28 protein-coding genes and 1 pseudogene are annotated in these 24,937 nt (G+C 72.6%); 16 read left to right on the top strand and 13 right to left on the bottom strand.

Annotation, left to right across the window (positions count from 1 at the left end; all coding sequences use genetic code 11):
• Positions 1-495, bottom strand: a complete 495-nt coding sequence (locus ACZ6Y1_RS26395; protein ID WP_469634605.1) for a MarR family winged helix-turn-helix transcriptional regulator — start codon at positions 493-495, stop codon at positions 1-3.
• Between the two features lie 73 nt (positions 496-568).
• On the opposite strand from ACZ6Y1_RS26395, the gene ACZ6Y1_RS26400 reads away from it, so the two are divergent.
• Positions 569-2,686: an MMPL family transporter gene (locus ACZ6Y1_RS26400; protein WP_469634608.1), complete on the top strand. Its 2,118-nt coding sequence runs from the start codon at positions 569-571 to the stop codon at positions 2,684-2,686.
• Positions 2,687-2,786: 100 nt separating this feature from the next.
• On the opposite strand, the gene ACZ6Y1_RS26405 is transcribed toward ACZ6Y1_RS26400, so the two are convergent.
• The 4 genes and pseudogenes from ACZ6Y1_RS26405 to sigK all read right to left on the bottom strand — a co-directional run bounded on the left by ACZ6Y1_RS26405 (position 2,787) and on the right by sigK (position 5,162).
• A complete protein-coding gene (locus tag ACZ6Y1_RS26405) occupies positions 2,787-3,470 on the bottom strand; it encodes a DUF1365 domain-containing protein (protein ID WP_469634611.1) in 684 nt (227 codons plus the stop codon).
• Positions 3,467-3,601 (bottom strand): annotated as a pseudogene (locus ACZ6Y1_RS26410) (amine oxidase); the annotation flags it as partial. The gene ACZ6Y1_RS26405 and the pseudogene ACZ6Y1_RS26410, both read right to left, overlap by 4 nt.
• Positions 3,602-3,822: 221 nt before the next feature.
• Entirely contained in the window at positions 3,823-4,572 is a 750-nt protein-coding gene (locus ACZ6Y1_RS26415; protein ID WP_469634613.1) for an anti-sigma factor, read from the bottom strand.
• Complete coding sequence (sigK, locus tag ACZ6Y1_RS26420) at positions 4,569-5,162, bottom strand: ECF RNA polymerase sigma factor SigK (protein WP_469634616.1); 594 nt, start codon at positions 5,160-5,162, stop codon at positions 4,569-4,571. The genes ACZ6Y1_RS26415 and sigK overlap by 4 nt, the downstream gene beginning before the upstream one ends.
• A 376-nt stretch (positions 5,163-5,538) precedes the next feature.
• Here sigK and ACZ6Y1_RS26425 point away from each other — a divergent pair, with 376 nt between their 5' ends.
• The 5 genes from ACZ6Y1_RS26425 to ACZ6Y1_RS26445 all read left to right on the top strand — a co-directional run bounded on the left by ACZ6Y1_RS26425 (position 5,539) and on the right by ACZ6Y1_RS26445 (position 9,970).
• Entirely contained in the window at positions 5,539-5,778 is a 240-nt protein-coding gene (locus ACZ6Y1_RS26425) for a chaplin (RefSeq protein WP_469634619.1), read from the top strand.
• Positions 5,779-5,958: 180 nt separating this feature from the next.
• Positions 5,959-7,629 (top strand): molybdopterin-dependent oxidoreductase, encoded by a 1,671-nt coding sequence (locus ACZ6Y1_RS26430; protein ID WP_469634622.1) that lies wholly within the window; start codon positions 5,959-5,961, stop codon positions 7,627-7,629.
• Positions 7,626-8,276, top strand: coding sequence for a fasciclin domain-containing protein (locus tag ACZ6Y1_RS26435; protein WP_469634625.1), 651 nt, complete (start codon positions 7,626-7,628; stop codon positions 8,274-8,276). The genes ACZ6Y1_RS26430 and ACZ6Y1_RS26435 overlap by 4 nt, the downstream gene beginning before the upstream one ends.
• A 146-nt stretch (positions 8,277-8,422) precedes the next feature.
• A complete protein-coding gene (locus tag ACZ6Y1_RS26440) occupies positions 8,423-8,857 on the top strand; it encodes a DUF5959 family protein (protein WP_469634628.1) in 435 nt (144 codons plus the stop codon).
• 75 nt (positions 8,858-8,932) lie between these two features.
• The gene (locus ACZ6Y1_RS26445) at positions 8,933-9,970 is read left to right on the top strand and encodes a hypothetical protein (RefSeq protein WP_469634631.1); all 1,038 of its coding nucleotides are present in this window, start codon (positions 8,933-8,935) and stop codon (positions 9,968-9,970) included.
• A 1-nt stretch (position 9,971) separates the two neighbouring features.
• Here ACZ6Y1_RS26445 and ACZ6Y1_RS26450 read toward each other — a convergent pair whose 3' ends face one another.
• Positions 9,972-10,706 (bottom strand): hypothetical protein, encoded by a 735-nt coding sequence (locus ACZ6Y1_RS26450; protein WP_469634634.1) that lies wholly within the window; start codon positions 10,704-10,706, stop codon positions 9,972-9,974.
• 589 nt (positions 10,707-11,295) lie between these two features.
• Between ACZ6Y1_RS26450 and ACZ6Y1_RS26455 the strand changes: the two genes are divergently transcribed.
• The 3 genes from ACZ6Y1_RS26455 (at position 11,296) to ACZ6Y1_RS26465 (ending at position 13,478) form a co-directional block, all read left to right on the top strand.
• Positions 11,296-11,946: a DUF4360 domain-containing protein gene (locus ACZ6Y1_RS26455; RefSeq protein ID WP_469634637.1), complete on the top strand. Its 651-nt coding sequence runs from the start codon at positions 11,296-11,298 to the stop codon at positions 11,944-11,946.
• Between the two features lie 312 nt (positions 11,947-12,258).
• Complete coding sequence (locus ACZ6Y1_RS26460; protein WP_469634640.1) at positions 12,259-12,852, top strand: NAD(P)H-dependent oxidoreductase; 594 nt, start codon at positions 12,259-12,261, stop codon at positions 12,850-12,852.
• 128 nt (positions 12,853-12,980) lie between these two features.
• Positions 12,981-13,478: a hypothetical protein gene (locus ACZ6Y1_RS26465; RefSeq protein ID WP_469634644.1), complete on the top strand. Its 498-nt coding sequence runs from the start codon at positions 12,981-12,983 to the stop codon at positions 13,476-13,478.
• A gap of 143 nt (positions 13,479-13,621) precedes the next feature.
• Here the strand turns inward: ACZ6Y1_RS26465 and ACZ6Y1_RS26470 are convergent, their stop codons facing one another.
• Complete coding sequence (locus tag ACZ6Y1_RS26470) at positions 13,622-14,260, bottom strand: TetR/AcrR family transcriptional regulator (RefSeq protein WP_469634647.1); 639 nt, start codon at positions 14,258-14,260, stop codon at positions 13,622-13,624.
• 86 nt (positions 14,261-14,346) lie between these two features.
• Between ACZ6Y1_RS26470 and ACZ6Y1_RS26475 the strand changes: the two genes are divergently transcribed.
• Positions 14,347-15,894: an FAD-dependent monooxygenase gene (locus ACZ6Y1_RS26475; protein WP_469634650.1), complete on the top strand. Its 1,548-nt coding sequence runs from the start codon at positions 14,347-14,349 to the stop codon at positions 15,892-15,894.
• A gap of 46 nt (positions 15,895-15,940) precedes the next feature.
• On the opposite strand, the gene ACZ6Y1_RS26480 is transcribed toward ACZ6Y1_RS26475, so the two are convergent.
• On the bottom strand, positions 15,941-16,483 hold the full coding sequence (locus ACZ6Y1_RS26480; RefSeq protein WP_469634653.1) for a DoxX family protein: 543 nt from the start codon (positions 16,481-16,483) through the stop codon (positions 15,941-15,943).
• 423 nt (positions 16,484-16,906) lie between these two features.
• Between ACZ6Y1_RS26480 and ACZ6Y1_RS26485 the strand changes: the two genes are divergently transcribed.
• Both ACZ6Y1_RS26485 and ACZ6Y1_RS26490 read left to right on the top strand, forming a co-directional pair.
• Positions 16,907-18,127: a beta-ketoacyl-[acyl-carrier-protein] synthase family protein gene (locus ACZ6Y1_RS26485; RefSeq protein WP_469634655.1), complete on the top strand. Its 1,221-nt coding sequence runs from the start codon at positions 16,907-16,909 to the stop codon at positions 18,125-18,127.
• A 99-nt stretch (positions 18,128-18,226) separates the two neighbouring features.
• Entirely contained in the window at positions 18,227-19,264 is a 1,038-nt protein-coding gene (locus tag ACZ6Y1_RS26490; RefSeq protein ID WP_469634658.1) for a hypothetical protein, read from the top strand.
• A 17-nt stretch (positions 19,265-19,281) separates the two neighbouring features.
• Here the strand turns inward: ACZ6Y1_RS26490 and ACZ6Y1_RS26495 are convergent, their stop codons facing one another.
• The 3 genes from ACZ6Y1_RS26495 to ACZ6Y1_RS26505 form a co-directional block, all read right to left on the bottom strand.
• A complete protein-coding gene (locus ACZ6Y1_RS26495; RefSeq protein WP_469634661.1) occupies positions 19,282-20,292 on the bottom strand; it encodes a BtrH N-terminal domain-containing protein in 1,011 nt (336 codons plus the stop codon).
• Entirely contained in the window at positions 20,289-21,098 is an 810-nt protein-coding gene (locus ACZ6Y1_RS26500) for a MerR family transcriptional regulator (protein ID WP_469634664.1), read from the bottom strand. The genes ACZ6Y1_RS26495 and ACZ6Y1_RS26500 overlap by 4 nt, the downstream gene beginning before the upstream one ends.
• An 86-nt stretch (positions 21,099-21,184) precedes the next feature.
• Complete coding sequence (locus ACZ6Y1_RS26505; protein ID WP_469634667.1) at positions 21,185-21,781, bottom strand: TetR/AcrR family transcriptional regulator; 597 nt, start codon at positions 21,779-21,781, stop codon at positions 21,185-21,187.
• A 170-nt stretch (positions 21,782-21,951) separates the two neighbouring features.
• On the opposite strand from ACZ6Y1_RS26505, the gene ACZ6Y1_RS26510 reads away from it, so the two are divergent.
• Positions 21,952-22,911 (top strand): alpha/beta hydrolase family protein, encoded by a 960-nt coding sequence (locus ACZ6Y1_RS26510; protein WP_469634670.1) that lies wholly within the window; start codon positions 21,952-21,954, stop codon positions 22,909-22,911.
• Between the two features lie 19 nt (positions 22,912-22,930).
• Here ACZ6Y1_RS26510 and ACZ6Y1_RS26515 read toward each other — a convergent pair whose 3' ends face one another.
• Positions 22,931-23,386: an RpiB/LacA/LacB family sugar-phosphate isomerase gene (locus tag ACZ6Y1_RS26515; RefSeq protein WP_469634672.1), complete on the bottom strand. Its 456-nt coding sequence runs from the start codon at positions 23,384-23,386 to the stop codon at positions 22,931-22,933.
• 149 nt (positions 23,387-23,535) lie between these two features.
• On the opposite strand from ACZ6Y1_RS26515, the gene ACZ6Y1_RS26520 reads away from it, so the two are divergent.
• Positions 23,536-23,820: a DUF6400 family protein gene (locus ACZ6Y1_RS26520; protein WP_469634674.1), complete on the top strand. Its 285-nt coding sequence runs from the start codon at positions 23,536-23,538 to the stop codon at positions 23,818-23,820.
• Complete coding sequence (locus ACZ6Y1_RS26525; RefSeq protein WP_469634677.1) at positions 23,807-24,070, top strand: hypothetical protein; 264 nt, start codon at positions 23,807-23,809, stop codon at positions 24,068-24,070. Before ACZ6Y1_RS26520 ends, ACZ6Y1_RS26525 begins: the two co-directional genes overlap by 14 nt.
• Positions 24,071-24,094: 24 nt before the next feature.
• Here the strand turns inward: ACZ6Y1_RS26525 and ACZ6Y1_RS26530 are convergent, their stop codons facing one another.
• Positions 24,095-24,526 (bottom strand): glutaredoxin domain-containing protein, encoded by a 432-nt coding sequence (locus ACZ6Y1_RS26530; protein ID WP_469634680.1) that lies wholly within the window; start codon positions 24,524-24,526, stop codon positions 24,095-24,097.
• Positions 24,527-24,595: 69 nt separating this feature from the next.
• Between ACZ6Y1_RS26530 and ACZ6Y1_RS26535 the strand changes: the two genes are divergently transcribed.
• Entirely contained in the window at positions 24,596-24,904 is a 309-nt protein-coding gene (locus ACZ6Y1_RS26535; protein WP_469634683.1) for a hypothetical protein, read from the top strand.
• The last annotated feature ends 33 nt before the right edge of the window (positions 24,905-24,937 follow it).

Below are 24,937 nucleotides of genomic sequence, written 5' to 3' on the forward strand. Positions count from 1 at the left end.
TCATCTGCCGACGAGATTCAGTTCGTGGTTCATCTCGGAGAGGAAGCGGGCCGCCACGCGCAGTTCGTCCTCGGTGAAGCGGGCGAGGGCGGCGTCCGTGCTCCGGGCCAGCGGCCGGAAGTAGGCGCGCGCCACCTGCCGGGCCCGCTCCTCGTAGTGCAGGTGGACCACGCGGCGGTCGTCGGCCGCCCGGACGCGGCGGATGTGGCCCGCCCGCTCCAGCCGGTCCAGGCACGCCGTCATCGCGCCCGACGTGAGATTCATCCGCTTGCGCAGCCTGCCGGGCGTCATGGGGCCGCCCGCTTCGTCGCTGTCCGCGTCCAGGACCGCGATCAGCGCCTGCACGTCGGTGAGATGGAGCCCCTGCTCCTGGGCGAACTCCTGCGCGATCCGGTTGAACTCCGCGTTCATCCGGCGCAGGAGTACGGCGAATGACTGCAACCCGATCGGGTCGTCGGACGGAAGCAGGGGTGCGGAGCTCTCGATCGCATGCATGACATCAGCATAAGATCTCTCGATGATTGACATTCTTTACCGTTGACTCAATGTCCCGTCACGAGGATCCATTGTGAAAAAGACACAGCGCCGGGCCTTCTGGGCCGTGCCACTCGTGCTCCTGCTCGTCTGGCTGGGCATCGGCGGAACCCTCGGCCCCTACGCCGGCAGGCTGGGCGAGGTCGCCACCAACGACCAGGCGGCCTTCCTGCCGCGCAGCGCCGAGTCGACGCGGGTCGTCGACGCCCAGAAGGCCTTTGAGACCTCGGCCTCCGTTCCGGCCGTCCTCGTGTGGACCACGGACGGCGACCGGGTGACCGGCGTACAGCAGGAAGCGGCCACCCGGGCGGTCGGGAGCCTCGCCGGCCGGACCGGTATCGCCGCGCCACCTTCACCCGCCTCCGTCGCGGCGGACGGTCTGGCGATGCAGGCCGTCGTGCCCCTCGCCCCCGATCTCGGCAAGGGGCTCCCGGCGGTCCTGGACGACGTGCGGCGGGCGGCCCAGCAGGTCCCCGGCACCACCGTGCAGATCGCCGGTCCCGCCGCCGCCCAGGCGGACCTCCTCGACGCGTTCTCCGGCATCGACGGGCTGCTGCTGGGGGTCGCGCTCGGGGCGGTGCTGCTGATCCTGCTGCTGGTCTACCGCAGCGTGCTGCTTCCCCTGGTGATCATCTTCAGTGCGGTGCTCGCCCTCGGTCTCGCCTGCGCCGTGGTCTACGCGCTGGCCGACAGGGGAGCGGTCCGCGTCGACGGCCAGGTGCAGGGGATCCTGTCGATCCTGGTCATCGGCGCCGCGACCGACTACGCCCTGCTCATCGCGGCGCGCTTCCGCGAGGAGCTCGCCGTACGCGGCGACCGCGCGGCGGCGGCACTGGCCGCCGTACGCCGGTCGGCGGGCGCCGTCACCGCCAGCGCGGCGACCGTGGCCCTCGGCCTGCTGGCACTGCTCGCGAGTGACCTGACCAACAACCGGGCCCTCGGACCGGTCGGAGCCATCGGCATCGTCTGCGCGGCGCTCAGCGCCCTGACCTTCCTGCCGGCCGTGCTCGCCCTGCTCGGCCGGGCGGCCTACTGGCCCGCAACCCCCAAACCCGCCGACGCCACCGCCGACGGCCACCGCGTGTGGCGCCGCGTCGCCGGACTCATCGACCGGTCACCGCGGCGCGTATGGGCCTCCTCCGCCCTGCTGCTCCTGGTCCTGGCCGCCTTCGCGCCCGGCCTCTCGTCGAAGGGCGTGCCGCTCGACGAGATCTTCGTCAACGAGGCCCCCTCGGTCGGCGCGCAGCAGACCCTCGCACGGCACTTCCCCGGCGGTTCCGGCAACCCGGCCGTCATCATCGCGGACGCCCGGCGGGCCGCGGAGGTACGGGCCGCCGCCGAGGCCACGGACGGCGTCGCCGCGGTCGTCCCCGGCACCGCGGGCGGCCGCCCCGGAACGGGGACGCCACCGGTGGTGGACGGCAGGGTGCGGCTGGACGCCACGCTCGACGCGGCCGCCGACAGCGACGCCGCGAAGGAGACGCTCCAGCGGCTGAGGGAACGGGTCCACGCCGTTGCGGGCAGCGAAGTGCTCGTCGGCGGGTACACGGCCCAGCGGCTCGACACCCAGCAGACCGCGGCCCGCGACCGCACCGTGATCGTCCCGGTCGTCCTCGGCATCATCCTGCTGATCCTCGTCGCCCTGCTGCGTTCCGTGGTCGTACCGGTCCTGCTGGTGGCGACCGTCGCCCTCAACTTCCTGGCCACCCTGGGCGTGTCCGCGCTGGTCTTCGAACACCTGCTGGGCTTCAGCGGCACGGACGCCTCCGTCCCCCTGTACGGGTTCGTGTTCCTGGTCGCCCTCGGCGTCGACTACAACATCTTCCTCATGTCACGCGTACGCGAGGAGAGTCTGGCCCTCGGCACCCGGGAGGGCGTGCTGCGGGGCCTGGTCACCACGGGCGGGGTGATCACCTCCGCGGGCGTGGTCCTCGCGGCGACCTTCGCCGCGCTGATGGTGATCCCCCTGGCGTTCCTCGTCCAGATCGCCTTCATCGTCGCCTTCGGCGTGCTGCTGGACACCCTGGTCGTACGGTCCCTGCTGGTGCCCGCACTCGTGCTCGACATCGGCCCGCGCGCCTGGTGGCCCAGCGCGCTGGCCCGGACCCCGGCGGATCCCGGCGCCCGCTCTCAGGGCCTGTCCACGGTCTGACCTGTCCGCTCCCCTCGCGCGGACCGTCCCGGCCGGGGCGGCAGCGGCAGGACGCCGCCGGCCGCCGCGGCAGGGCGTTGGGAGGTGGCCGCGGGCTGAGTTACGGCAGCATGCCGGCCCGGACCGCGGCGGTCGACCACGGCCCGCGGACGGCGGCGGAGAGCAGCGCGGGCACGGTGGCGGGCCGGCGGCGGCCCCGGACGACGGCGGTGAACACCCGGCCCTCCTCGCTCTCCAGGTGAACGGTCAGCCGGAGCCGTTCGCCGGGCGGCGGAAGCCGCATCCGGTAGCTGCCCTCGACCGAGAAGAAGGGCGAGACGTAGAACTCCTTGTCCACCTCGGCCTCCACACCCGTCTCGGGCTCGCCGGAGTGGTCGGCGCGCAGCAGGTGACAGCGCCGCTCCCCATACGTGTCGGGGACCTCGGCCACGACGCACACGAGGGCGCCGGAGCGGTCGTGGCACCAGTACACCCTGAGCGGACTGGAGACGAACCCGAGGACCCGGGCGTGCGCCAGCATCGTCACGCGCCCGCCGTCCAGGTCGATGCCGTGGACGGCGAGGAAGGCGTCGAGTCCGGCGCGGATGGACACCGCACCCCCGCCGAAGTGGTCGCGGGCGTCGAACCGGGCGAGCGGGCGCACCGGCCGGGGCAACACCGGGAGCCGGTCGAGGTCCACGCACCACAGGTAGGTGCGGTACCGGAAGGAGTGGCGCAGCGGAGTGGTGCGGGCGTGCGCGACCGCGCATTCGTAGAGCGCGGCCGTGCTTCCGGTACGGGTCACCAGCGGACCCCCAGCGACCGGGCGGCCTCGGCGCCGCAGCGGCAGCCGTCCTCGTGGAAGCCCCAGCCGTGCCGGGCTCCGGCGCAGGCGGTCACCCCCGTGTTGAGGCGGGGCGGTTCCCGCCGCGCCGCGTCCGCCTCGTACGGGGTGACCGCGTACGAGGACGGCGGGACGTGGGCGGCGGCCGGACCCGCCACCCCCGAGCCGGCCCCGGCCATGCTCCGGTGTTCCACCACGGCACTCCCGCCACTCGGCACGCCGCCGGAAGGCGGCCCTCGACCCGTGATTCGCAGCCACGGGCGGAGGGGATTGGCGGCGGCGCTCGGCGGGAGCCGCGGGCGTGGCCGGCGGGTCAGGCCGGGAGGGTCATCAGGAGCAGGGGGGCGGTGGTCGGCCGGGGTGATCCGCCGGCGGGCTCAAGGCTGAGGCCGACCGCGCCCGCGTCGGCGGGGCTGCCGGAAAGGATCACCGTGCCGTCGTGGTCGATGAATCCGGCCGGACGCATGGTGCCGTCGTGGTCGAGCCACAGCTGGTACGTCTTGCCGGCCGCGGGCGCGGGCAGGTTGGCGGCGGTGAAGACCGCCTTGTTCTGCCGGTCGGATGACACGACGGTGGTCAGGGCCCCGTTGGCGGCCCGTCCGTGGACGGTGCGGGCGTCGGGTGCGGCCAGGACGGCGCTGACGGCGTCCAGTTGCCGCTGCGCCTGCCGGGCCTGCTCCCGGAGTTCCTGCCCGTTCTGCGTCTGCCACACCGCGATGCCGCCGAGTACGGCGGCGGCCACGCCGGCCGCCAGTGCCAGGGGGACCGCCCTGCGGCGCAGCATGCTCCCGGCGGCGGGTGCGGGGGTGATGGCGGGGACGTGCGGGGGCAGTTGGCGCACCTCGTCGATGGCGGCCATGACCTGTTCCTTGGCGGCGGCGGGCGGCGGCTGGGCGACGGCCGCCGCAAGGCGTGCCGCGGTCGCCTCGAACTCCGCGGCCTCCTGCCGACAGGACTCGCAGGTCTGGAGGTGGGCGTCGAAGTCCTGGCGGTCGGCCGGATCGAGTGCGCCGAGCGCATAGGCGGCGACGAGGGTGTGGGCGTCGGACGCGTGGTGTTTCATGTGGTCACCCCCATGCAGTCGCGGAGCCGGATCAGCCCGTCGCGCATGCGTGTCTTGATGGTCGGAAGCGGTGTGCGCAGGCTCTGGGCGACTTCACGGTAGGTCAGCCCCCGGTAGTAGGCCAGGGTCACCGCCTGGCGCTGGAGTTCGGTCAGGCCGCGCAGGCAGCGGCGTACCTGCTCGGATTCCAGGCGGGTCTCGACCTGCTCGGCGACCTCGTCGAAGGCGGTCGTGTGCTCGCGGGCGGCCTGGGCCTGCTCCCGGTCGGCGGACGCCTGGGCGGACCGGACCCGGTCGACGGCCCGCCGGTGCGCGATCGTCGCGGCCCAGGTCGTGACGGCGCCCGCGTCGGGGCGGTAGCGGGCGGCCTGGCGCCACAGGTCGATCATGACCTCCTGGGCGACCTCCTCGGACTGGGCCCTGTCGCGTACGACCTTGAGGACGATCCCGAAGACCATGGGCGCGAGGGCGTCGTAGAGCACGGAGAAGGCCTGTTTGTCGCCGTGGGCGACCTTCTGCATGACCTCGGCGAGGTCGCTGCGGCCCGGGTCGTCCGAGCGGCGGGGGCCGAAGGGGATCGGTTGCTTCACCGGCGCCACCCGGGCCGTGGCCGGAAACCGGTGCGGTGACCGGAAACGGCTGTCGGGGGGTGGGGTTTCCATCGCATGGCGTCCTTCGTCCTGTTCGTCCGGGCGGTCCTGACGGCCGGCGTGGGCGGTCCGGCCACCGCAGTCCGCTGGTGGGTCAAAGGTTCTTCGTAGCGGACGGGCCGGCGGATGGGAGGGGGCTTTCGTCACCTGCGCCGCCGGTGATTGCCCCGTTCGAGGGAATCGGTTCGTACCGGGCCATCCGGAAGGCGGGCCGGGGCGAAGACGGCGTGTGAGGGGGCCGGGACGCTCCCGTCCCCCCCATCGGCCGTGCGGGCCTTCCGCGCGGCCGCGGCACTCTCCAACAGAGGTGGTTCACATGGTTCGTGCGCGACGAGGTCTGGCAGTTGCCCTGGCGGCCGGCGCGGTGCTGGCCGGCGGTGCGTCGGTCGCCTTCGCCGACGCCGGTGCGCAGGGCGTGGCCGCGTACTCGCCGGGCGTGGGGTCGGGCAACCTGATCCAGGTACCGATCCACATCCCGGTCAACGTCTGCGGCAACACCCTCAGCGTCATCGGGCTCCTCAACCCGGCCTTCGGCAACACCTGCGTCAACGCCTGACCGCTCCACCGCGAAGACCCCGGGCCGCTGCCGGAAGACGGGCGGGCACGGGCCGGCTGTGGGTGGCCGAGGGGGCACGGCCACCCATGGAACGGGCCCCTTCACAGGCCCGGGAGACGGGGGAGTCACTCGTTCGGGTGAGGTACCAATCCGCCGGACGGGTGCTCCCGAACCCTCGGTGTGAACAGCTTCCGCACCACTCTCTCCCGCACCACGCCGGGCGCATCGGCCGGGCTGCTGGCCGCGTTCACCGCGCTCGCCGTCGCCGAGCTGACCGCCGCCGTGGTGCGGCCGGCCGCCGGACCGGTGACCGTGGTGGGCGGAGCGGTGATCGACCGGACCCCGGCCGCGGTGAAGGACTTCGCGATCCGCACCTTCGGGGAGGACGACAAGACCGTCCTGCGGCTCGGCATCCTGCTGCTGCTCGCCGTGTTCGCGACCGCCGTGGGTCTCCTGGCCGTTCGCCACCGGCGCCTCGGCGCCGTCGGCGTCCTGGTGTTCGGCATCGTCGGCGCCTCGGCGGCCCTCGGACGGCCCGACTCCACCGGAGCCCCGGACGCGCTGCCCTCGTCGGCCGGCGCGATCGCCGGCGCCGCCGTGCTGTACGTCCTGGCGGGTAAGGTCCCCCGCGCCGCCCCGGAGTCCGACCGGACGTCCACGGGCGTCGGTTGGGGCCGGCGCGGGTTCCTCACCGCGGCCGCCGTCACCGCCGTGGCGGCCACCGGCGCCGGGGCCGGGGGACGGTACCTCTCCGGCCGGCGGGGGCGGGGCGCGGTCGCCTCCCGCGAAGCCCTCGTCCTGCCCCGGCCCGCCTCCCCGGCTCCCGCCATCCCGGTGGGCGCACGGTCCAAGGTGCCCGGCATCAGCCCCTTCACCACCCCCAACCGGGACTTCTACCGGGTCGACACCGCCTTGGAGGTACCGCGGATCGACGCCGGGACCTGGCGGCTGCGCATCCACGGAAACGGCGTCACCCGCCCCCGTACCCACACCCTCGACCAGCTCCTCGCCCGCCCGCTCATCGAACGCGACATCACCCTCAACTGCGTGTCCAACGAGGTCGGCGGCCCCTACATCGGCACCGCCCGCTGGCTCGGCGTACCCCTCGCCGACCTCCTGCGCGAAGCCGGGATCAAGCCCCCGTCGGACGGCGGGGAAGCCGATCAGCTGGTGGCCCGCTCCGTGGACGGCATGACCCTCGGCTCGCCGGTCGAGGACGTCATGGACGGCCGTGACGCGATGCTCGCCGTCGCCATGAACGGCGAACCGCTGCCGTTCGAGCACGGCTTCCCGGTCCGCATGCTCGTGCCCGGCCTGTACGGCTACGTCTCGGCCTGCAAATGGATCACCGACATCGAACTGACCACCTTCGACGCCTACGACCCCTACTGGGTGCGGAGGCAGTGGGCCCGCCGGGCGCCGGTCAAGACCCAGGCCCGCATCGACACCCCCAGACCCTTCGCCCGCCCCCCGGCCGGCACCGTCCCCGTCGCGGGCGTCGCCTGGGCCCAGCGGCGCGGCATCTCCAGGGTCGAGGTCCGCATCGACGAAGGGCCCTGGCAGGACGCCGACCTCGCGGCGCAGGCCGGCGTCGACACCTGGCGCCAGTGGACCTACCGCTGGCAGGCCACTCCGGGCGGGCACACGATCACCGTCCGCGCGACCGACGGCACCGGGGCGCTGCAGACCGAACAGCGAGCCCGCACCGTCCCCGACGGAGCGAGCGGCCGGCACAGCGTCTTCGTCACCGTCCCCCAGACCACCGGTGCGGCTCCCGCAGCCGCTCCGGCCGCACCACCGAATTCCCGAAACCCCCGACAGTCACACCGGTCAAGGAGTACCCAGACATGAACAGCATGCCCATCCGCCGTACCGCGATCGCCGTCGCCGCAGCCGCCCTGCTGCCCTTCACACTGGCCGCGTGCTCCGACTCCGGCAGCGACACCGGGGCGGCGCCCACCGCGGCAGCCGGAGGCGAGGCCACGAGCGGCTCCAGCACCCCGAAGGACGCCGCGATGCCCGCCGGCGAGCCGTTCGGCCCGGCATGTGCCGGGGTGCCCAAGGACGGCGCGGGTTCCTTCGAGGGCATGGCCCAGGACCCCGTCGCCACGGCCGCGTCCAACAACCCGGCGCTGTCCACCCTGGTGGCAGCGGTCAAGCAGGCCGGTCTGGTCGACACGCTGAACAACGCCAAGGAGATCACGGTGTTCGCGCCCACCAACGACGCCTTCGCGAAGATCCCCAAGGCCCAGCTCGACAAGGTCCTCGCCGACAAGGCCACCCTGACGAAGATCCTCACCTACCACGTGGTCGGCCAGCGGCTCGCCCCCAAGCAGCTGGAGAACGGCTCCTTCGAGACCCTGGAGAAGGGCATGGTCACCACGAAGGGATCCGGTGAGGCGTACAAGGTCAACGGCAGCGCCTCGGTGGTGTGCGGCGACGTGAAGACCGCCAACGCCAACGTCTACATCGTCGACACCGTCCTGATGCCCGAGTAGCGGGCGCGCGGGCGGGATCCGGGCGCGGCCCCACCGGCGCCCGGATCCCGCCCGCACCGTTCAGGCGGCTCTGCGCGGGGGACTGTCGGCGGCGGCTGGCAGGATGCGGCGTGTCCCGCAGCGCATGCCGAGGAGGAGGAGAACAGGTGGGAGACGTCGACATCGTCCGGTTCGCGGACCGGACGCGGCGCGTATCGGTGGTGATGGAGGACGGGGCCGGCGGCGGACGCCGCGACGGCTGGCACGAGGGCGAGATCGTGATCGAGACCGGCTTCGTCGGCGCGCGCCTGCCGGTGCACTTCACGGCCGCCGACCTCGCGGACCTCGCCGCCTTCCTCACCGCACGCGCCACCGACGAGGAGGACGGCGCCCTGCCCGACGGCTCGGCCACCGACTGGCCCGCCGCGGGTCGCAGCGCCTACGTGCGGCTGCGCGCCGAGGACCCGTTCGTGGTGGAGATACGCGACCCCGTGCAGAGCGGGGTGACGGTGAGCGTGCCGCTGCACCTGCGCGACGGGTGGGCCACCCGCGCCGCCTCCCGACTCGACCGACTGCGTGCCGCTCTCGCCCACGACCGCTGACCTCACCCCGATGGGGGAGGACGTTCGTCCGGGCGGTTGACTCCCCGCCCCCGCATCCGGTGCGACGTTCGGAACATGACCAGTGACGAACGGACGACGAGGACCCTCTGGCGTGCCGGGTGGCGGGGGCGGCCCTCACCGCGCCGGGTGGCCCGGGCGGCCACGGTGTGGGGACTGCTGTACGCCGGCTTCGGCCTGGCATGCGTGCTGGGCGGGATCCCGTTGATCTACCACGGCGGGGAGTCAGGGGTTCCGGGGCTGGGCTGGGCGGTGGCGGCGGTGGGCGCCGCCGCGGCGTCGGTCAGTGGAGCGGTCGCGCTGTACGGGCCGCGGCCGGCGCTGAGGATGCTGCTCCGGGTGCTCTGCGCCCTGGCCGGGGCCACCGCGTTCAGCCTGCTCATGGATGTGATCACCCTGATGTCCGGTCAGGGGGTGGACAGCCCGCCGGCCGCTGCGAACAAGGCACTCGCCGCCGTCGGGGCGGTCCTGCTCGCGGCCACCGCCCGCTCCGACCGGCGGCCCGCCGGTACCGCCGTCCGCACCCCGTCCGCCGGGTCCCGGATCGCCCATCGCGCGGCCTGGGCGGGGACGCTGGCCTTCGTCCCGTACGCGGCCATGAAAATCATCTGGGCGTCCGGCGGGACGTTCGCGGGAATGACCGGTGAGGAGATGTTCGCGATCTCGCGGCGGAACGGCGCCTCGGAGCTCTTCCTCACCCTGGAGTCCTGGGGCCTGGACCCCACCGCACTGCTGGCCGCGCTCGGAGTCTTCCTGCTCTGGGGCCTGGTCCGCCCATGGGGGCAGGAGTTCCCCCGCTGGACCCTGTTCCTCCGCGGCCGACGGGTGCCGCGCTGGCTCCCGCTCACCCCGGCTCTGCTCGGCGCCGCCACCCTGGCCCCGTACGGCGTCGTCGGAATCGGCTACCTGGCCCTCGTCGCGTCGGGAGTGACGTCGATCCGCCCCGGCGACTTCCACTCCGCGGGCGACGCGCTGCTGGTCGGCTGGATCGGCATGGCCGCGTTCGCCGTACACGGCATCGCCCTGGCCGTCACGGCCCGTTCGTACTGGCTTCGGACATGTCCTCATGGTCCGGCACGCCCTGGTACGGCCTGAGTCAGCTCGCCGTGGGGGTGTGCCGTGCCGCTGCGAGGCCGGCCAGGACGCGAAGTTTCGCGAAGTAGGAGGCGCAGTACTCCGAGTTGACAAGGGGCACGGCCTTGTCGAGGTCGGCGATGCACGACCAGAGGCCGGCGATGCCGCTGTCATCGAGTCCACCGTTCAGCTCGCGCCGGACGAGGCCGGCGACGTTCGCGTCCAGGAGGATCAGTTCCACGCCGGCCAGGGCGACGCCGCGGAAGCTGTCGGGGTACGGGGCGCGGCGGTGTTCCTCCCACAGTCGGGCGAGCCCGTCATCAGACGGTGCCCCGTTCCCCTCGCCAACCGCCGCTTCCGCCTCAGCCGGTGGGCGAAGCAGGAGCGAAACGGCGTCGAAGACGGCCCGCACCATGGCAACGGCCCTGATCGGGTGGAGTGCGGCACTGGTCGCGGTGCCCTGCGCGAGTTCGTCGCGCAGCCGTCGGCTCCGGCTGAGCTCGCCGGCGAGCTCAGCCGGAAGGAGTCCCTTCGCGGCCGCCTGCTCGATCATGTCCATGCCCTGAAGCGGTTCGTCGACGGCCAGCCGCTCGGCAAGGACGTGTTCCAGGGCGAACAGGGAATGCGTGACGGCAACGGTCGCGAATTCGTACCGGAAGTAGGAGTACCGGATGAGCTCGCGGGACGTCTCCATCGCGCTCATGACGTACATCGACGCGTCGCGGGGCACAACCAGGCCGGCCACGAAAGCGTCCATGTCCGCAAAGTCGGGAACGGCATCGAAGGCGCGCGGGTCCGGTACGGGCCCAGGACGCGGGCCGGGTGGCGGAGGTGTGGGGTTCACCCGCGCAGTCTTGTCGGCCAACGGGTCTCGCCGCCAACGGATTTGCAGCCGCGCGTGCGGCATCGTCACCGACGAACGGGGAATCGCTGGTCGCGTGGTCGACGACCTGTTCGATCGGGCGGTGGTCGGACGCCGCACCGCCTGCCACCACCGGGACGCCCTCGGCCGGCCCGCCGGGCCGGCTTCCCTCCGCGGCGTGCGAGCCCGCTCGGCCGCGACCTGCGGAGCCGGCCGCCGCGGCCCGTTCCTTTCGGTCAGCGGCTGTACCCCTGGCCCCGATGACGTGTGAATGGCTGAACTGCGTGCTGGCCCGACCTGGCGGCGGCTCCTACGATTTCGCTGTCCGACCCCGCGGACCGCGCAGTGATTGTCATGGACGTCTCAATCCCTCCATGGCGGCCCTGCACCGACACAGCTTCCGCCCGCTGTTACGCCCCCACCGCGTGTGACCCAGACCGCGGCCCAGTGGCGCCCGGTTTCCGAAGCAGCGGATTGGAGAATCATGGCCGGAGGTTTTCTGGCGAGCGGCGCGATCGGCCTGCTGCTCGCGACGGCCCTGCCCGCCCAGCACAGCCCATCGGTGATCACGGACCCCCCGCCGGACCGGATCGTGATCGACGTCGCGACGGTCAACGGGTCCGGATGCCCGAAGGACACGGCGGCGGTGGCCGTGTCCCAGGACAACACGGCCTTCACGGTGACCTACAGCCAGTACGTCGCCCAGGTCGGCCCCGACGCGCCGCCCACCGCCGCGCGCCGCAACTGTCAGCTCAACCTCATCGTGCACGTGCCCCACGGCTTCACGTACGCGATCGCCAGCGCGGACTACCGCGGCTACGCCTCCCTCGCACCCGGCGCGAGCGGCACCACGAAGGCCTCGTACTACTTTCAGGGCTCACCGCAGACGGCCGCCAGAGAACACACGTTCAACGGCCTGCACGACGACAACTGGCAGGCCACCGACACGACCGACTGGGCCCAACTGGTCTGGGCACCCTGCGGCGTGCAGCGCAACTTCAACATCAACACCGAACTGCGCGTACGCAAGGGCACTTCGGCGCCTCAGTCCACCAGCTACATGACCATGGACTCCACCGACGGCGACATCAGCACCGTGTACCACCTGGCCTGGAGGGAGTGCCCCGCGATCTGACACCCACCGGGCGGGGGCGTGCCGAGCCCCCGCCCGACCCGCGCCCCCGCCGGCCCGCCGGGCGGGGGAACCGGCGTTTCGCGGCCGTTCGCGGCCGTTCGCGGCACGCAGCGCGTCGCCGCCGGTCCCGGCGGATCCCGTCATGCACGAGCCCGGAGCCCACCCCCCCCCGCGGCTCAGAAGCGCTCGTACCGCGCCCAGGCCGCGCCCCCGCTGCCGCACGCCTCGCCGATGTGGCGACAAGCGCCCCTCCCCGAGGCATAGGCTCAGGCATGCGATCGCCCGACGGCGTCGCGGGTGAATGGGGGAGAGATGCAGATCGGTGTGTACCTGGCCCATCCGCGGCCGGGCAGCTTCAATCACGCCGTTTTCGATGCGGTCGTGGAGGAGCTGCGGGGGAGAGGGGCCACGGTCCTGGCGCACGACCTGTGCGCCGAGGGGTTCACCCCCCTGCTGTCCGCCGACGGGACGGGGACCGTCGAGGCCGCGGGACGTGCCCACGAGGCGCAGGTGGCGCTGCACCGGACGGAAGTGGCCACACTCGATGCGATGGTGTTCGTCCACCCGAACTGGTGGGGAATGCCGCCCGCCGTTCTCGCCGGCTGGGTGCAGCGCGTGTTCGCACCCGGCGTCGCCTACAAGCTGGGTGCCGCGGAGGGTGAACCCGCCGGCCTGCTGAAGGCGCGCAGGGCTCTCGTGCTGAACACGTCCGACACTCCCGCCGTCCGCGAGGAGGACGAGTTCGGGGACCCCCTGCAGCGGATCTGGGCGGCATGTGTCCTGCCCTACGTGGGTGTTGCCGACGTCCGCCGACTCGTCTTCCGGACCGTCACCGACTCGTCCGACGAGGAACGCGCGGCCTGGCTGACGCAGACGCGCAGGGAGGCGGCCGCGCTCCTGGCCTGACCGGGCCGATTCCGGTCAGTGGCGGGCCCGAGGGCGGTGCCGGGGGCTTCACCGCATCGGCACCCGGCACCCGATGGGCGATGATGCGGGTTCGGTTCAGACACGACACGGGCACGGAAGGCAAGACGATGGAGGCGGTACGGGGCGCAGAACGCCTCACGGTCGGGGAACTGCTCGCTTCGGCGGAGCCGGACCAGAGCGGCGCGTTGTGGCGGCTGGAGGGCGCCGACCGGCAGCTGGACGCGAATCTCGTCCGGCATCTGCCCGGCACCGGGGGCACCCTCTTCACCGAGGAGGAAGTCGACGTACTCCTCATCGTCGTCCTGGGCAGCGGCACCCTCACCCACGGGAGAACCGAGACCGCCCTGTCTCCCGGGTACCTCGGCCTCCTGCCCCGCGGCACGCCCCGCGCCCTGCTCGCGGGCGAGGACGGCCTGGTCGTACTGACCGCACACCGCAGGCGCCCGGGACTGAGCATCGGACCGGCCCCTTCCGGGAACACGTCGCCGCCCACGTGCGTGCTGCACAAGGTGTGCGGCCGCTGCCACCGGCACGCGATAGAGGCCGACGCCCGTTTCTGTACGGGCTGCGGCACCCGCCTGGACCGGCAGCCGTCGGCCGGCTGACCGCGCGGGGCGGCGGCCGCGAGCGGGCCACGCTGCGTCGGGTCGCCGGACCACCGCCGGCCTGACCGGGCAGCGCCTCGCACGCGTGGGTGACCGCACCGGAGGCCGGCCGTCGCCGTCGCCGTCGTGACGACGGCGCACGCTCAGGTGGTGGACAGCGCGTCGGCCAGGCCGGTGCCGAGCAGCTGGAAGGCCCGGTCGGCGGCGGCGACGGCCTCGGGGTACACGTCGTCGGCCGGGCGGCCGGCCTGCATCTGGGCGCTGTTGCGGTCGGCGAGGGTGCGCAGGACGGTGACGATCTGCACTGCGGCGAGCCGCGCGGTGAGCTCGTCGGCGCCGGCCTCCTCCAGCGCCCCGGCCAGCGCCGCGATACTGCGCCCCGCGTAGCCGAGCAGCCGCTCGCTGAGGCTCGCCGTGGTGCTCAGCAGCCGTGCGAAGGCGACGGCGTCGGGGTCGGAGGTGAGTCCGGTGACCGGGTCGCGCCGGGCCAGGGCGTCGAGCTCGTGGGCGTGCAGGGCGGCCAGGGGGCTCGTACCCGGCGGGCGGGTGCGCACGACGCGGGCGGATTCGTCCTCGTGGTCGGCGAACACGTGCAGGACCAGGTCTTCCTTGGTCGGGAAGTACGTGAAGAGCGTGCGTTTGGACACCTCGGCCGCCTCGGCGATCTCCACGATCGACACGTCGTCGAAGCCGCGGCTCAGGAACAGCCGCAACGCCGCCTCGAAGATCGTCTGCCGGGTGCGCTGCTTCTTGCGTTCCCGCAGTCCAAGTTGTTCAGCCATGCGCCCACGATAGCAATCCGGCACCCAGGAGAAACTTGCACCTGGTATAGTTTTCTCCCAGGTGAAGGAATCTCCTGGGAGGCTTCATGAACACGCAGGTCACCGGCGTCATCGTCGTAGGGGCCGGCGGCGCCGGACTCACGCTCGCCACCGAACTCGCCCTCGCCGGCGTCCCCGCCGTCGTGCTGGACCGGCTGCCCGGCCGCAACCTCCAGTCCCGCGCCGGGGCGATCCAGCCCCGGACCGCCGAGATGCTCGCGCTGCGCGGCCTGCTGGACGAGGCCCTCGGGCGGTCGATCGACTACCAGCTCGTCGGCGGCCACTTCGCGGGACTGCCGGTCCCGCTGGACTACACGGCGTGGGACACCCGCTATCCGCACCCCGTGCTCCTCCCGCAGGACCAGCTCGAGGCCGTGCTCGAGGACCGGCTCACCGAGCTCGGCGGCCAGGTGCTCAGGGAGCACCGGCTGACAGACCTCCGCCAGGACGCCGACGGCGTCACGATCACCATGACCGCACCGGAGGGCGTCCGGTCGCTGCGCGGCCGGTACCTCGTGGCGTGCGACGGAGCCCACAGCAGCGTGCGCAAGCTCATCGGCGCCGACTTCCCCGGCCAGGCGGCCACCGTCCGCATGGCCACCGCCGACCTGCTGCTCACCGGCGACCTCGACGACAGCCCCGGCGGACACATCAGTTCGCGGATCCACACCTCGCCCCAGGGCCACTTCGCCATGATCACGCCCTTGGCGGACGGACTCCACAAGCTCATCTTCAGCGGGCCGCTGACGATGACGGCCGAGCGCGACGCCCCCGTGACCCCGCAGGAGGTCCGCGAGGTGCTGAACGCCACCCACGGCGGGGCGCTCGACGTCGCCGAGATCCGCTACTCCTCCCGGTTCAGCAATGCCAGCAGGCAGTTGGAGCACTACCGCCACGGTCAGGTGTTCTTCGCCGGGGACTCCGCCCACATCCACTCCCCGGCCGGCGGCCAGGGGCTCAACCTCGGTGTGCAGGACGCGTTCAACCTCGGCTGGAAGCTCGCGGCCGTGCTGCGCGGCGAGGTGGGCGAGGAATTGCTCGACACCTATCAGACCGAGCGGCACCCCGTCGCCGCGCGGGTGCTCGCCCTGACCCGGGCCCAGGGGGTCGTCATGGGGCCGCAGCGCGACGGCGGCCTGGCCGAGCTGCGTGACGTGCTCACCGACCTGCTCCGCCTGCCCGACGCCAACCGGTACATGGCCGGCGTGATGGCCGGGCTCGACCTCTGCCTCCCGTCTCCCGACGCCGCCGCCCATCCGCTGCTGGGGCTGCGGATGCCGGACCTGGACCTCGTCGTCGGTGCGGGGGAGCGGGTCCGGTTCAGCGACCTCACGCGCACCGGCCGCGGCGTCCTGCTCAACCTCACCGACGCCCCGCTCGCGGCCGCGGCCCCCTGGAGCGACCGGGTCACGCAGGTACAGGCCCGGCCCGCATCCGGCACGACCGACGCCGAGGCCGAGGCCGTACTGGTCCGCCCGGACGGATACGTCTGCTGGGCCGGAGGCGCCGGTCTCACCGAGACGCTCACCCGCTGGTTCGGCCCGGCCGACCGCGAAGGCGAGGGGCGCGTGGGGGAGTCCGCGCCGGGAGCATGAAGGCGTACGGACAGCCGCAGGCGGTTCCCACGGGGCCCACGGCTGCTCACTCCCGGATGAGCAGGACCACGAGCCCCGCGGCGACGCCCAGCACCACCGCGAGCACGGAGTACCGGGGCCGCGACTCGCGCAGTACGGGAAGGAAGTGGTCCACGGAGAAACGGCCCGGTCCGGTGAGCGTGAGGGTGAGGGCCCCGGTGAGCAGGAGCACTTCCAGTTCGACGCCCTTCGGGGGGAAGAAGGCGTTCAGCCCCCGCACGTCGAGGACGTTGATGAACACGCCGATCAGGGCCGCGCCCGCGAGCGGGGTGAGCAGACCGAGGGCGAGACCGAGGCCGCCCAGCGTCTCGGAGAGACCGGCGATCACGGCCATGGCATCGCCGGCCGGGTATCCGGCCAGCGTGAAGCCCTTGCCGGTCGCGGAGAGCCCGGGACCGCCGAACCATCCGAAGAGTTTCTGCGTGCCGTGGCCGACCATGGCGAGGCCGACGACGATCCGGAGCACCAACAGGCCGACGTCTTGGGTCACGGTGGTGCGGGGAGCCGTCGAGGTGGCGAACATCGTGCGGTCCCAGCGTTCTTGCACCATGGACGTCCCGTTCTTCCGGCACCGGCGAGCCACGGAAACCCTATGGTGTGCGTCCGCGCCGACCAGGCCGCAACGGCGGTGGCCCGCCATGACGACCCGTTCGGCCGCCGCCCGGGTCGGCCCCTGCGGTCAGCAGGTCGGGGAGGAGGAGGTGCGGACACCGTCCGCGTAGCTGGTCGGTTCGTCGTTGACGAACGAGCAGCTGCTCTGGGGCCGATGCAGCGGACCGTGCCGTCCGACATGTGTACGTACGCTCTCCTGCTCCCCTCAGTGCCCCTGCTGGGCGGATCGCCATGGCCGGACCCTACAAATTCGTGATCATGAATCGATGGATCTTCCGGCTGAAGAGTCAGCAACTCGCTTGAGACAGTGGTGATGCAGCCAGTCCGACCGACTGTCAGATCACTACAAAGGGGAACCGTCATGGGTACCGACATCACCGGAGTCGCCGTCACCGGCCTGGGGGCCACCACCCCGCTCGGCGGCGACGCGGAGGCCACCTGGCAGGCCATGCTGCGCGGCGAGAACGGCATTCACGCGATCGAGGAGGAGTGGGCCGCCTCCCTCCCCGTGCGCATCGCCGGGCGCGTCCGCCAGGAGCCGACCGAGGTACTGGACCGGGTACAGGCGCGGCGCCTGGACCGCTGCGAGCAGCTCGCGCTGGTCGCCGCCCGCGAGGCGTGGGCGGACGCGGGGAGTCCGCAGGTGGATCCGGAGCGGCTCGCCGTGGTCGTCGGCACCGGGACCGGCGGGGCGCTGACCCTGCTCGGCCAGGACGACGTCCTGGAGACCTCCGGCGTACGCAAGGTCTCCCCGCACACCGTCCCGATGCTGATGGCCAACGGCCCGGCGGCCTGGGTGTCCATCGAGCTCGGCGCGCGCGGCGGCGCGCACACCCCGGTCAGCGCCTGTGCCTCCGGCGGGGAGGCCCTGTCGCTCGCCCTGGACCTGATCCGGCTCGGCCGGGCCGACGTGGTGGTCGCCGGCGGTACGGAGGCCTGCGTGCACCCGCTGCCCCTGGCCGGATTCGCGCAGGCCAAGGCCCACTCGACGCGCAACGACGACCCGGCGGCGGCCTCCCGCCCCTTCGACACCGGCCGCGACGGCTTCGTCATAGGCGAGGGCGCGGGGCTGGTGGTCCTGGAGCGGGCGGAGTTCGCGGCCGCGCGCGGGGCGCGGGTGTACGCACGGCTGGCGGGGGCGGGGGTGACCTCGGACGCCCACCACATCACCGCCGCCCACGCACCGGGCCAGGTACGCGCGATACGCACGGCGCTGGCCTCGGCCGGGCTCGCCCCCGCCGACGTGGCGCTCGTACTGGCGCATGCGACGTCGACGCAGGCCGGCGACCTGGTGGAGGCGCGGTCGGTCGCCGAGGCGGTGGGCACGCACGCCGCGGTGACGGCGATCAAGTCCATGACGGGGCACCTCTTCGGGGCGGCGGGCGCCCTGGGGGCCGTCGCGGCGGTGCGGTCGGTGTACGGGGGAGTGGTCCCGGCGACCCGCAACCTGGAGTCCCCGGACCCGGAGATCGGCCTGGACGTGGTGGCGGGCGGCCCCCGCCGGATGCCGGTGCCCGCCGCACTGGCGAACTCCTTCGGCTTCGGAGGCCACAACGCCGCCCTGCTCTTCACCTCCGCCTGACCGTGTCCCCGCCATCGGCGCCAATGCCCCGGCGAGGGGGCCGTCCGGCGTCCGGGCCGCCGGAGTGCCGCGGCGGCCGCGGTCGTAGGGTTCGGGATCATGACGAGGACCACGCCACCGCGCCCGCTCGACGTCGAGGAACTCTTCCCCGGGCTCGCCGCCCACCGAGGGACGACGACCCGCCTGCACCCGCGGCCGGGCACCCCCGACGCGTCGATGAGCTCCGTCGGCGGGCCGATGCTCTGGCCGGCCGACGAGCCGTGGCCGCTCTGCACCGATCCGCACTCCCACGGCCGCGGCCGCCGTCCCGCGGACATCCACCGGGAGCGGCAGCTGTCGGCCGACGCGTGGGCCCGGAACCCGGGCTCCGGGCCCACGGACGAGGAGCGGCGGCTCCTCGAGGAGCTCAGGCGCGGGCACCGGACGGCGGGGGCGAGCGGGGAGACGGAGAAGGACCCGCTCCCCATGATCGGTCTGGCCCAGCTGTACCGCCGGGACGTGCCCGACCTGCTCGCGGGGCCAGCGGACCACGATCTGCTCCAGGTGTTCTGGTGTCCCTTCGACGCGCACGGCGAGCATCGGACCGGCATGCTGCTGGACCTGCGCTGGCGCCGGTCGTGGGAGGTCGTCGAGACGCTGGTGCGGCCGCCCGTGCCCGAGGTCGTCGGCTTCGAGGGATACGTACCCGAGCCGTGTGTGCTGTACCCCGAGCAAGTGGCCACGTACCCCTTCGCGGAGCTGCTGCCCGAAGAGCTGTGCGCCCTGATCGAAGCCAGGGAAGAGGCCCTCGAGGAGGAGGCCGAGGAAGCGGACCTGGAGGAATGGGACTGGCCGACCTACCAGTTCGACCTGTCCATCCCGCCCGGCTGGCGTGCGGGGGGTTACGCGTCATGGAACCTGACCGACGCCGCGGCCACGGACTGCCCCGTCTGCGCGGCCCCGATGGAGCTGCTGCTGACCGTCGACAGCAAGGAGTGGGACGGCGGAAGCAGCAGCTGGATACCGCTGGAGGAACGCGGTCCGGCGGCCGGCAAGGACAGTGAACCCACCCGGGTCTCGGTGGGCCGGTGGGGCAAGCTGAACATCTTCGCCTGCCCCGCCGAGCCGGGACACCCGCATCTCACGAGCATCCAGTAGCCGCCGCCGTACGGGGTTTACGGGAACTCCCGGGGTCCCGCGCTCCCCAGGCGGCTCAGCACCTGCATGGCCTCGCGCTCCACACGTGAGAGGTCATCGAGGAGCGAGCCGGCCCGGTCGAGGTACTGTGCATCACCCGATTCGCCGGCCTTCCCGATGAGTGCCGCCGCTTCCGTCCAGAGCACGGCCGCCTCGGTGTACAGCGCGTGGCCGGTGCGCAGGTGTCCGCTGTCGAGCAGATCGGTGCATTCGGCGAGGAAGTCGCGGTAGAGGTTGCGGAACAGGGCTCCGCCGGTGCCGGCCTTCTCCATCAGCAGGGCGGCCTGTGGCAGGTCCCGCCGCGGGTCCTCGGTACGGCGGAGCCACGTGCGCGCCAGCTTGCCGGCCTTCTCGATGCCGCGGTGACCGAGGTTGGAGATGGGCGGGTGGAGGAAGGCGTCGGCGCAGGCGGTGATGGCGGGGACGATCCGTCCGTGCGGGGCGGGCAGGTCCCTTGGAGCGGCGAGGGTGAAGGAGCGGTGCCCGGCGGTCATCGGTCCGCGCGCGGCCCTGGCGCGGGCGAGGCCGGTCAGGCTGGTGGAGACAGCTCCGCCTTGCTGGTCGGTGTCCACGAGGTAGGCGTTGTGGTCGTCGTAGCCGTACAGGGCGACGACGTGGCCGCCGAAGTGGACCTTCGAGGTGAAGTAGTCCAGGTAGCGGCTGTCGAGCTGGAGTCCGACGGGGCGGCCGGCGTCGACCGAGGCCGCCACGCTGTCCCATGCCCTGCGCGGGGAGGCGGTCTCCTGGACCACGAGTTCCAGCCCGAGCCGGGCGGCCAGGTTTCTCGTGAGGTCGAACGGCTTGACCCGTCCCCCGAGGAAGGGGAAGCCCATGTTCTTGCCGTCCCAGTAGACGAAGGAGAGGCCGGCGCCGAGGCCGAACAGCATGGGCTCGGACAGATCGAGTCCGTGGTGTCGCAGCAGCACCCCCAGGGCCGACGTCTCGCAGTGCTGCGTGCCGCGGGTGTCGAGGCCCGTCACCGTGCTCATGCCGTGTTCTCCTGGACGGGGATGATCAGTCGGGTCATCAGTTCTCCTCGCGGCGCTTCGCCCGGACCGACGAGGTACTCCTCGCGCACGGGTGTGCCGGCGGGGCGCAGTCCGCGCTCGTGGACGGCGGCGAAGAGCGCGTTGTAGGCCAGGGGCAGCTGCGTATACGGCCCGATGTGCGTGGTCTCGGCGACGGGTCCCCCGGGCAGCACCTCGTACGCCAGGCCGGGCACTTCGGCCTCCCGCGCGGTCTGCGCCCCGACGGCGATCTCCATCCGCTCCTCCAGGTCCAGCGGGTACAGCCCCCACAACGGCGGCTTCCAGGGGATGTCCGTCCCGGCGAGCACGGGCAGCAGCCGGCTTGCGCACTCCCCGACCACGGTTCCGATCTCCGTGGGGGTGCAGACCGCGCGCACCACCACCAGCCGTCGTTCCGGCTCCCTGCCCAGAGTCACCTCGTAGCCGGGCAGGCCGTCTTCCGCCAGCCGCTCCAGCATCTCCAGCCGGAGCTGGTCCCTGCTGATCCGCTCGGCCAGCCGATCCCGTTCGGTGCGCAGGATCTGCGCCCTGCGCTCGGGCCCGGCGGCCAGGGCCTCGGCGATGACGGCCAGGGGAAGACCCATCTCGCGCAGCAGGGCGATGGTCAGGGCATCACGGGCCTGTTCGGGCGCGTAGTAGCGGTAGCCGGAGTCGACGCTGACGCGGCTGGGCGCCAGAAGCCCCGTGTCGTCGTAGTGCCGTAGCTGCTTCACGCTGAGGCGGCACAGGCGGGCGAAGCGCCCGATGGTGAGGAGTTCGTCGTGCACTCCGTCATGGTGGACCCTCCCACCAGGGGAGAGTCCAGCTCGCCGGCGGTCGTCCTGTGGACGCGGCCCCGTCGCCCGTCGGGGCGTCACGACGCGCGGGGTCGCTGGAGTCCCTGGAGGAGGAGGGCGATCAGGCGTCGGGGGTCGTAGCGGGGGTCGTTGTCGCGTCCGACGCAGAGGTTGCCGATGCCGCGCATCAGCTCGTAGGGCTGTGTGCCGGGCCTGATGTCGCCGGCCTCCACGGCGGCGTCGAGCAGTTGGGCGCAGACGGGCAGCAGGCGGTCGAGGAAGTAGGCGTGCAGTGCGGCGAAGCGGTCGCTGTCGGACTGCAGGGCGTCGGCGAGGCCGTGCTTGGTGACCAGGAAGTCGACGAAGAGGTCGATCCATTGGCGCAATGCGTCGAGCGGGGTATCGGCGTCGGCCAGCAAGTTCGGGCCCGCTTCGGCGCATGCCTCGATCTGGTGCTGGTACACGGCGGTGACGAGGTCCGCCCGGGTCGGGAAGTGGCGGTAGATCGTGGCCATCCCGACGCCCGCCTGGGCCGCGATCCGGCGGATCGGCGCATCGACGCCGGAGGTGACGAACACCTCGGCTGCGGCAGTGAGCACCGTCTCCCGGTTGCGCTGCGCGTCGGCCCGCTTGCTTCGGGACGGCGAATCCCCTGCGGGACCCTCGGCGGCCATCACGTTCTCCTTCCATACCGGTTGACAAAACGGAGCGACGCTCCGGATAGTAAATGGAGCAGCGTTCCGTTTCAGCTTAGCCGAGACGGGACACCCCTGACCGCCTTTGTCTGCCCACCGACGGCAGGCGACCGGCGGGCCGCAGGCTCCACCGAAAGGGAATCCATACCGTGAGCACACCCACCACCGCCGACGTCTTGGGCACATCCGTTCCGGTCCTGTCCTTCAGTCCCGTGGTCCTGCCCGTGCCCGGACGTCCCGTGGATCTCCACGTGCGCGTCTCCGCACCCTCGACCGGCACCGGCCTCCCCGTCATCCTCCTCTCCCACGGCCACGGCCCCTCGAACAACCTCTCCTCGCTCAACGGCTACGCGCCGCTCGCCAACTTCTGGGCGGCCCACGGATTCGTCGTCGTCCAGCCCACTCACCTCACCTCGAGGACTCTGAGCCACCTGGTCGCCGACGCCCCCGGAGCACCCGACTTCTGGCGCTCCCGCGCCGAGGACATGACCCACATCCTCGACCGGCTCGACGTGATCGAGAACGCGGTGCCGCAGCTCGCCGGACGGATCGACCCCACCAAGGTCGGCCTCGCCGGACACTCGCTCGGAGGCTTCACCGCCGCCCTCCTGCTGGGCGCCGGACTCACCGACCCCTACACCGGGAACGTGGTGCACCTCGCCGAGCCGCGGATCAAGGCCGGCGTACTGCTCGCCGCGCCCGGCAGGGGCGGCGACGTCTTCAACGGGCCCATGGCCCGGCAGTGGCCGATCATAGGGGCCGTCGACTTCTCCACCATGACCACGCCCACGCTGGTCGTCGCCGGGGACAAGGACGACTCCCGGCACTTCACGGACATGGGGCCGGACTGGCACGCCGACCCCTACACCCTCGCTCCCGGACCCAAGACCCTGCTCACCCTGTTCGGCGCGGAGCACGGACTCGGCGGGATCGCCGGATACGACGCCGCCGAGACCACCGACGAGAACCCCGGGCGCGTCGCCGCCCTCGCGCGGCTCACCGCGGCATACCTCCGTACCCGGCTCCACCCCGGCGTACCCGCGTGGCAGACCGCGTGCAAGGCGCTGACGACCGGACCCCACCCGGCAGGACGGGTCGAATCCAAGTAGGCCCCCTGTCGCGCCGGCTTCAGGGTCGGGCCGTGCTCTCGTCGAGCTCCTGCAGGTACGCCACGTTCTGCCGGTCCTCGGGGTCCGTGCTCGCCTCGGCGGCGAACCAGGCGTCGAGGATCTCCTTCAGCATGGGTTGCGACGTCAGGCGCAGGCTGAGCGCGAGCACGTTGGCGTCGTTCCAGCGGCGCGCACCGTCCGCCGTGTACGCGTCCGTGCACAGGGCCGCGCGCACACCGGGCACCTTGTTCGCCGCGATCGACGCTCCCGTTCCGGTCCAGCAGCACACGACGGCCTGGTCGGCGTTCCCGGCGGCGACCTCGAGGGCCGCGGCCCTCGAGCAGGCGGCCCACTGCGGATCGTCGCCGGGGCTCAGCGCCCCGTACGCCACCACGTGGTGTCCGCGCTCGCGCAGCTCCCCGAGGAGGGCACGTGCCACCGGTTCGTCCATGTCCGAGGAAACGCAGATCCGCATGCCCCGAGCGTACTGACGCTCCCGGGCCGTCGTCAGCCGGTGGCAGTCCGGGATCAGGCGTGCCGGGACCCGGCGCGCGTCGGCGTTGATCTGTGACTCCGCACACCCTCCCTTGACCAGCGAAAGAAGGGTTACCTAACTTCGACTGTATGGCCCCCCACGACCCGACCCCTTCCCCGGACGAGCCCGACGCCACCGACGCGTCCGCGCTGGTCGACTTCGAGGTGGACCTCACCTCGCAGGAGGTCCTCCGGCGCGCCCAGGTCATGGAAGCCCTCGGCCCGGACTGGGACCCGGTCGAGGTACTGCTCGGCGAGGAAGCCGCGTACGACCTCCTGTACTCCGGACTCGACGCGCAGCAGCAGCGCCTCTACGACGACCTGGTCGCGGCCGGCGTACTGCCCGCGAGGGGAGACGGCCGTGCTGCCGCTTGATCCGCAGGCCGACCCCGGCCGCCGCGCCTGGGTGGCCTGCCCGAAGTGCGACGACGCCCGGGGCTGTGAGCCCTGCGGCCAGCGGCGGAGCTGCTCCACGCACTGGCGCTACCTGCTCACCAACACGGGGAGCCTGCTGCATCTCCAGTGCCCCGCCTGCACCCACGTCTGGGTACACGAGAGCGGCTTCGGCGCCACTCGTTCCCTGTGGAACCGCGTCACCGGGACCCTGCCCCGCTTCTCGGCGTAAAGCCCAGGAGGGCGCCGGCCACCCCTACGACGTGATCGACGCGCGCACCCATGCGGGATCGGGGTTGGTGTGTGCCCGGCCTGCCACGACGACGGTCGGCACGGTCTCGTTGCCGTCGTTGGCCGCTCTCACCGCCGCGGCTCCTGCCGGGTCGCGCCAGATGTTGACCCAGTGCGCCTTGCCGGCGCTGCGGCCCAGCCGGATGCGCAGCCGTATGCAGTACTTGCAGCCCGGCCGCCAGAAGACGACCGGCCGGCCGTCGGCCGCGCCGCGGCGTTGTGCCTCCTGCGCACCGATCGACCCAGGGAAGATCAGGGGCGAGTTCACGCCGGCGAGAGCCAGGAACGCCAGCAGGAGCGCCGCGGCCGTGCCGGGGCTCCCCTTGACGATCTGCGCAGTCGCGACGGCTGAACCACCGAGTACGAGCAGCAACGGCAGGATCCAGGCGCGCATCATGGTGAGGCATGCTATCGATGAGTCGAAATGCGCCTCGAACGAGGCTGCTCACCTAGGGGGAGTCACGCGATGGACATGACCGGCAAGCGCATGGCGGCGGCAGGGGCGACGGTCGTAGTGGCGGGGCTCGTGAACGTGGCGACCGGAATGCTGACGCAGAAATGGTCGCTGGCATGGGCGGCCTGCACGGCCGCCGTGCTGATCGTAGGGGTGCTGCTGCAGGTGTGGCTGACGAAGTCGGATCAGCGGACGGACCGCCGTCAGCAGTTCGAGGACGTCAAAGGCCGCTCGCTCAAGCAGGAGATGCAAGGGCCGGGTGAGCAGATCGTGAGCCGCGCGGAGGTCGACGGCGATCTGGTCCAGCGGCAGCACGACTGACGCCCGTCCCGCCGAGGCGAGTGGCGGGCGGGT

The sequence above is a fragment of the Streptomyces sp. NPDC053432 genome, from assembly GCF_055585365.1.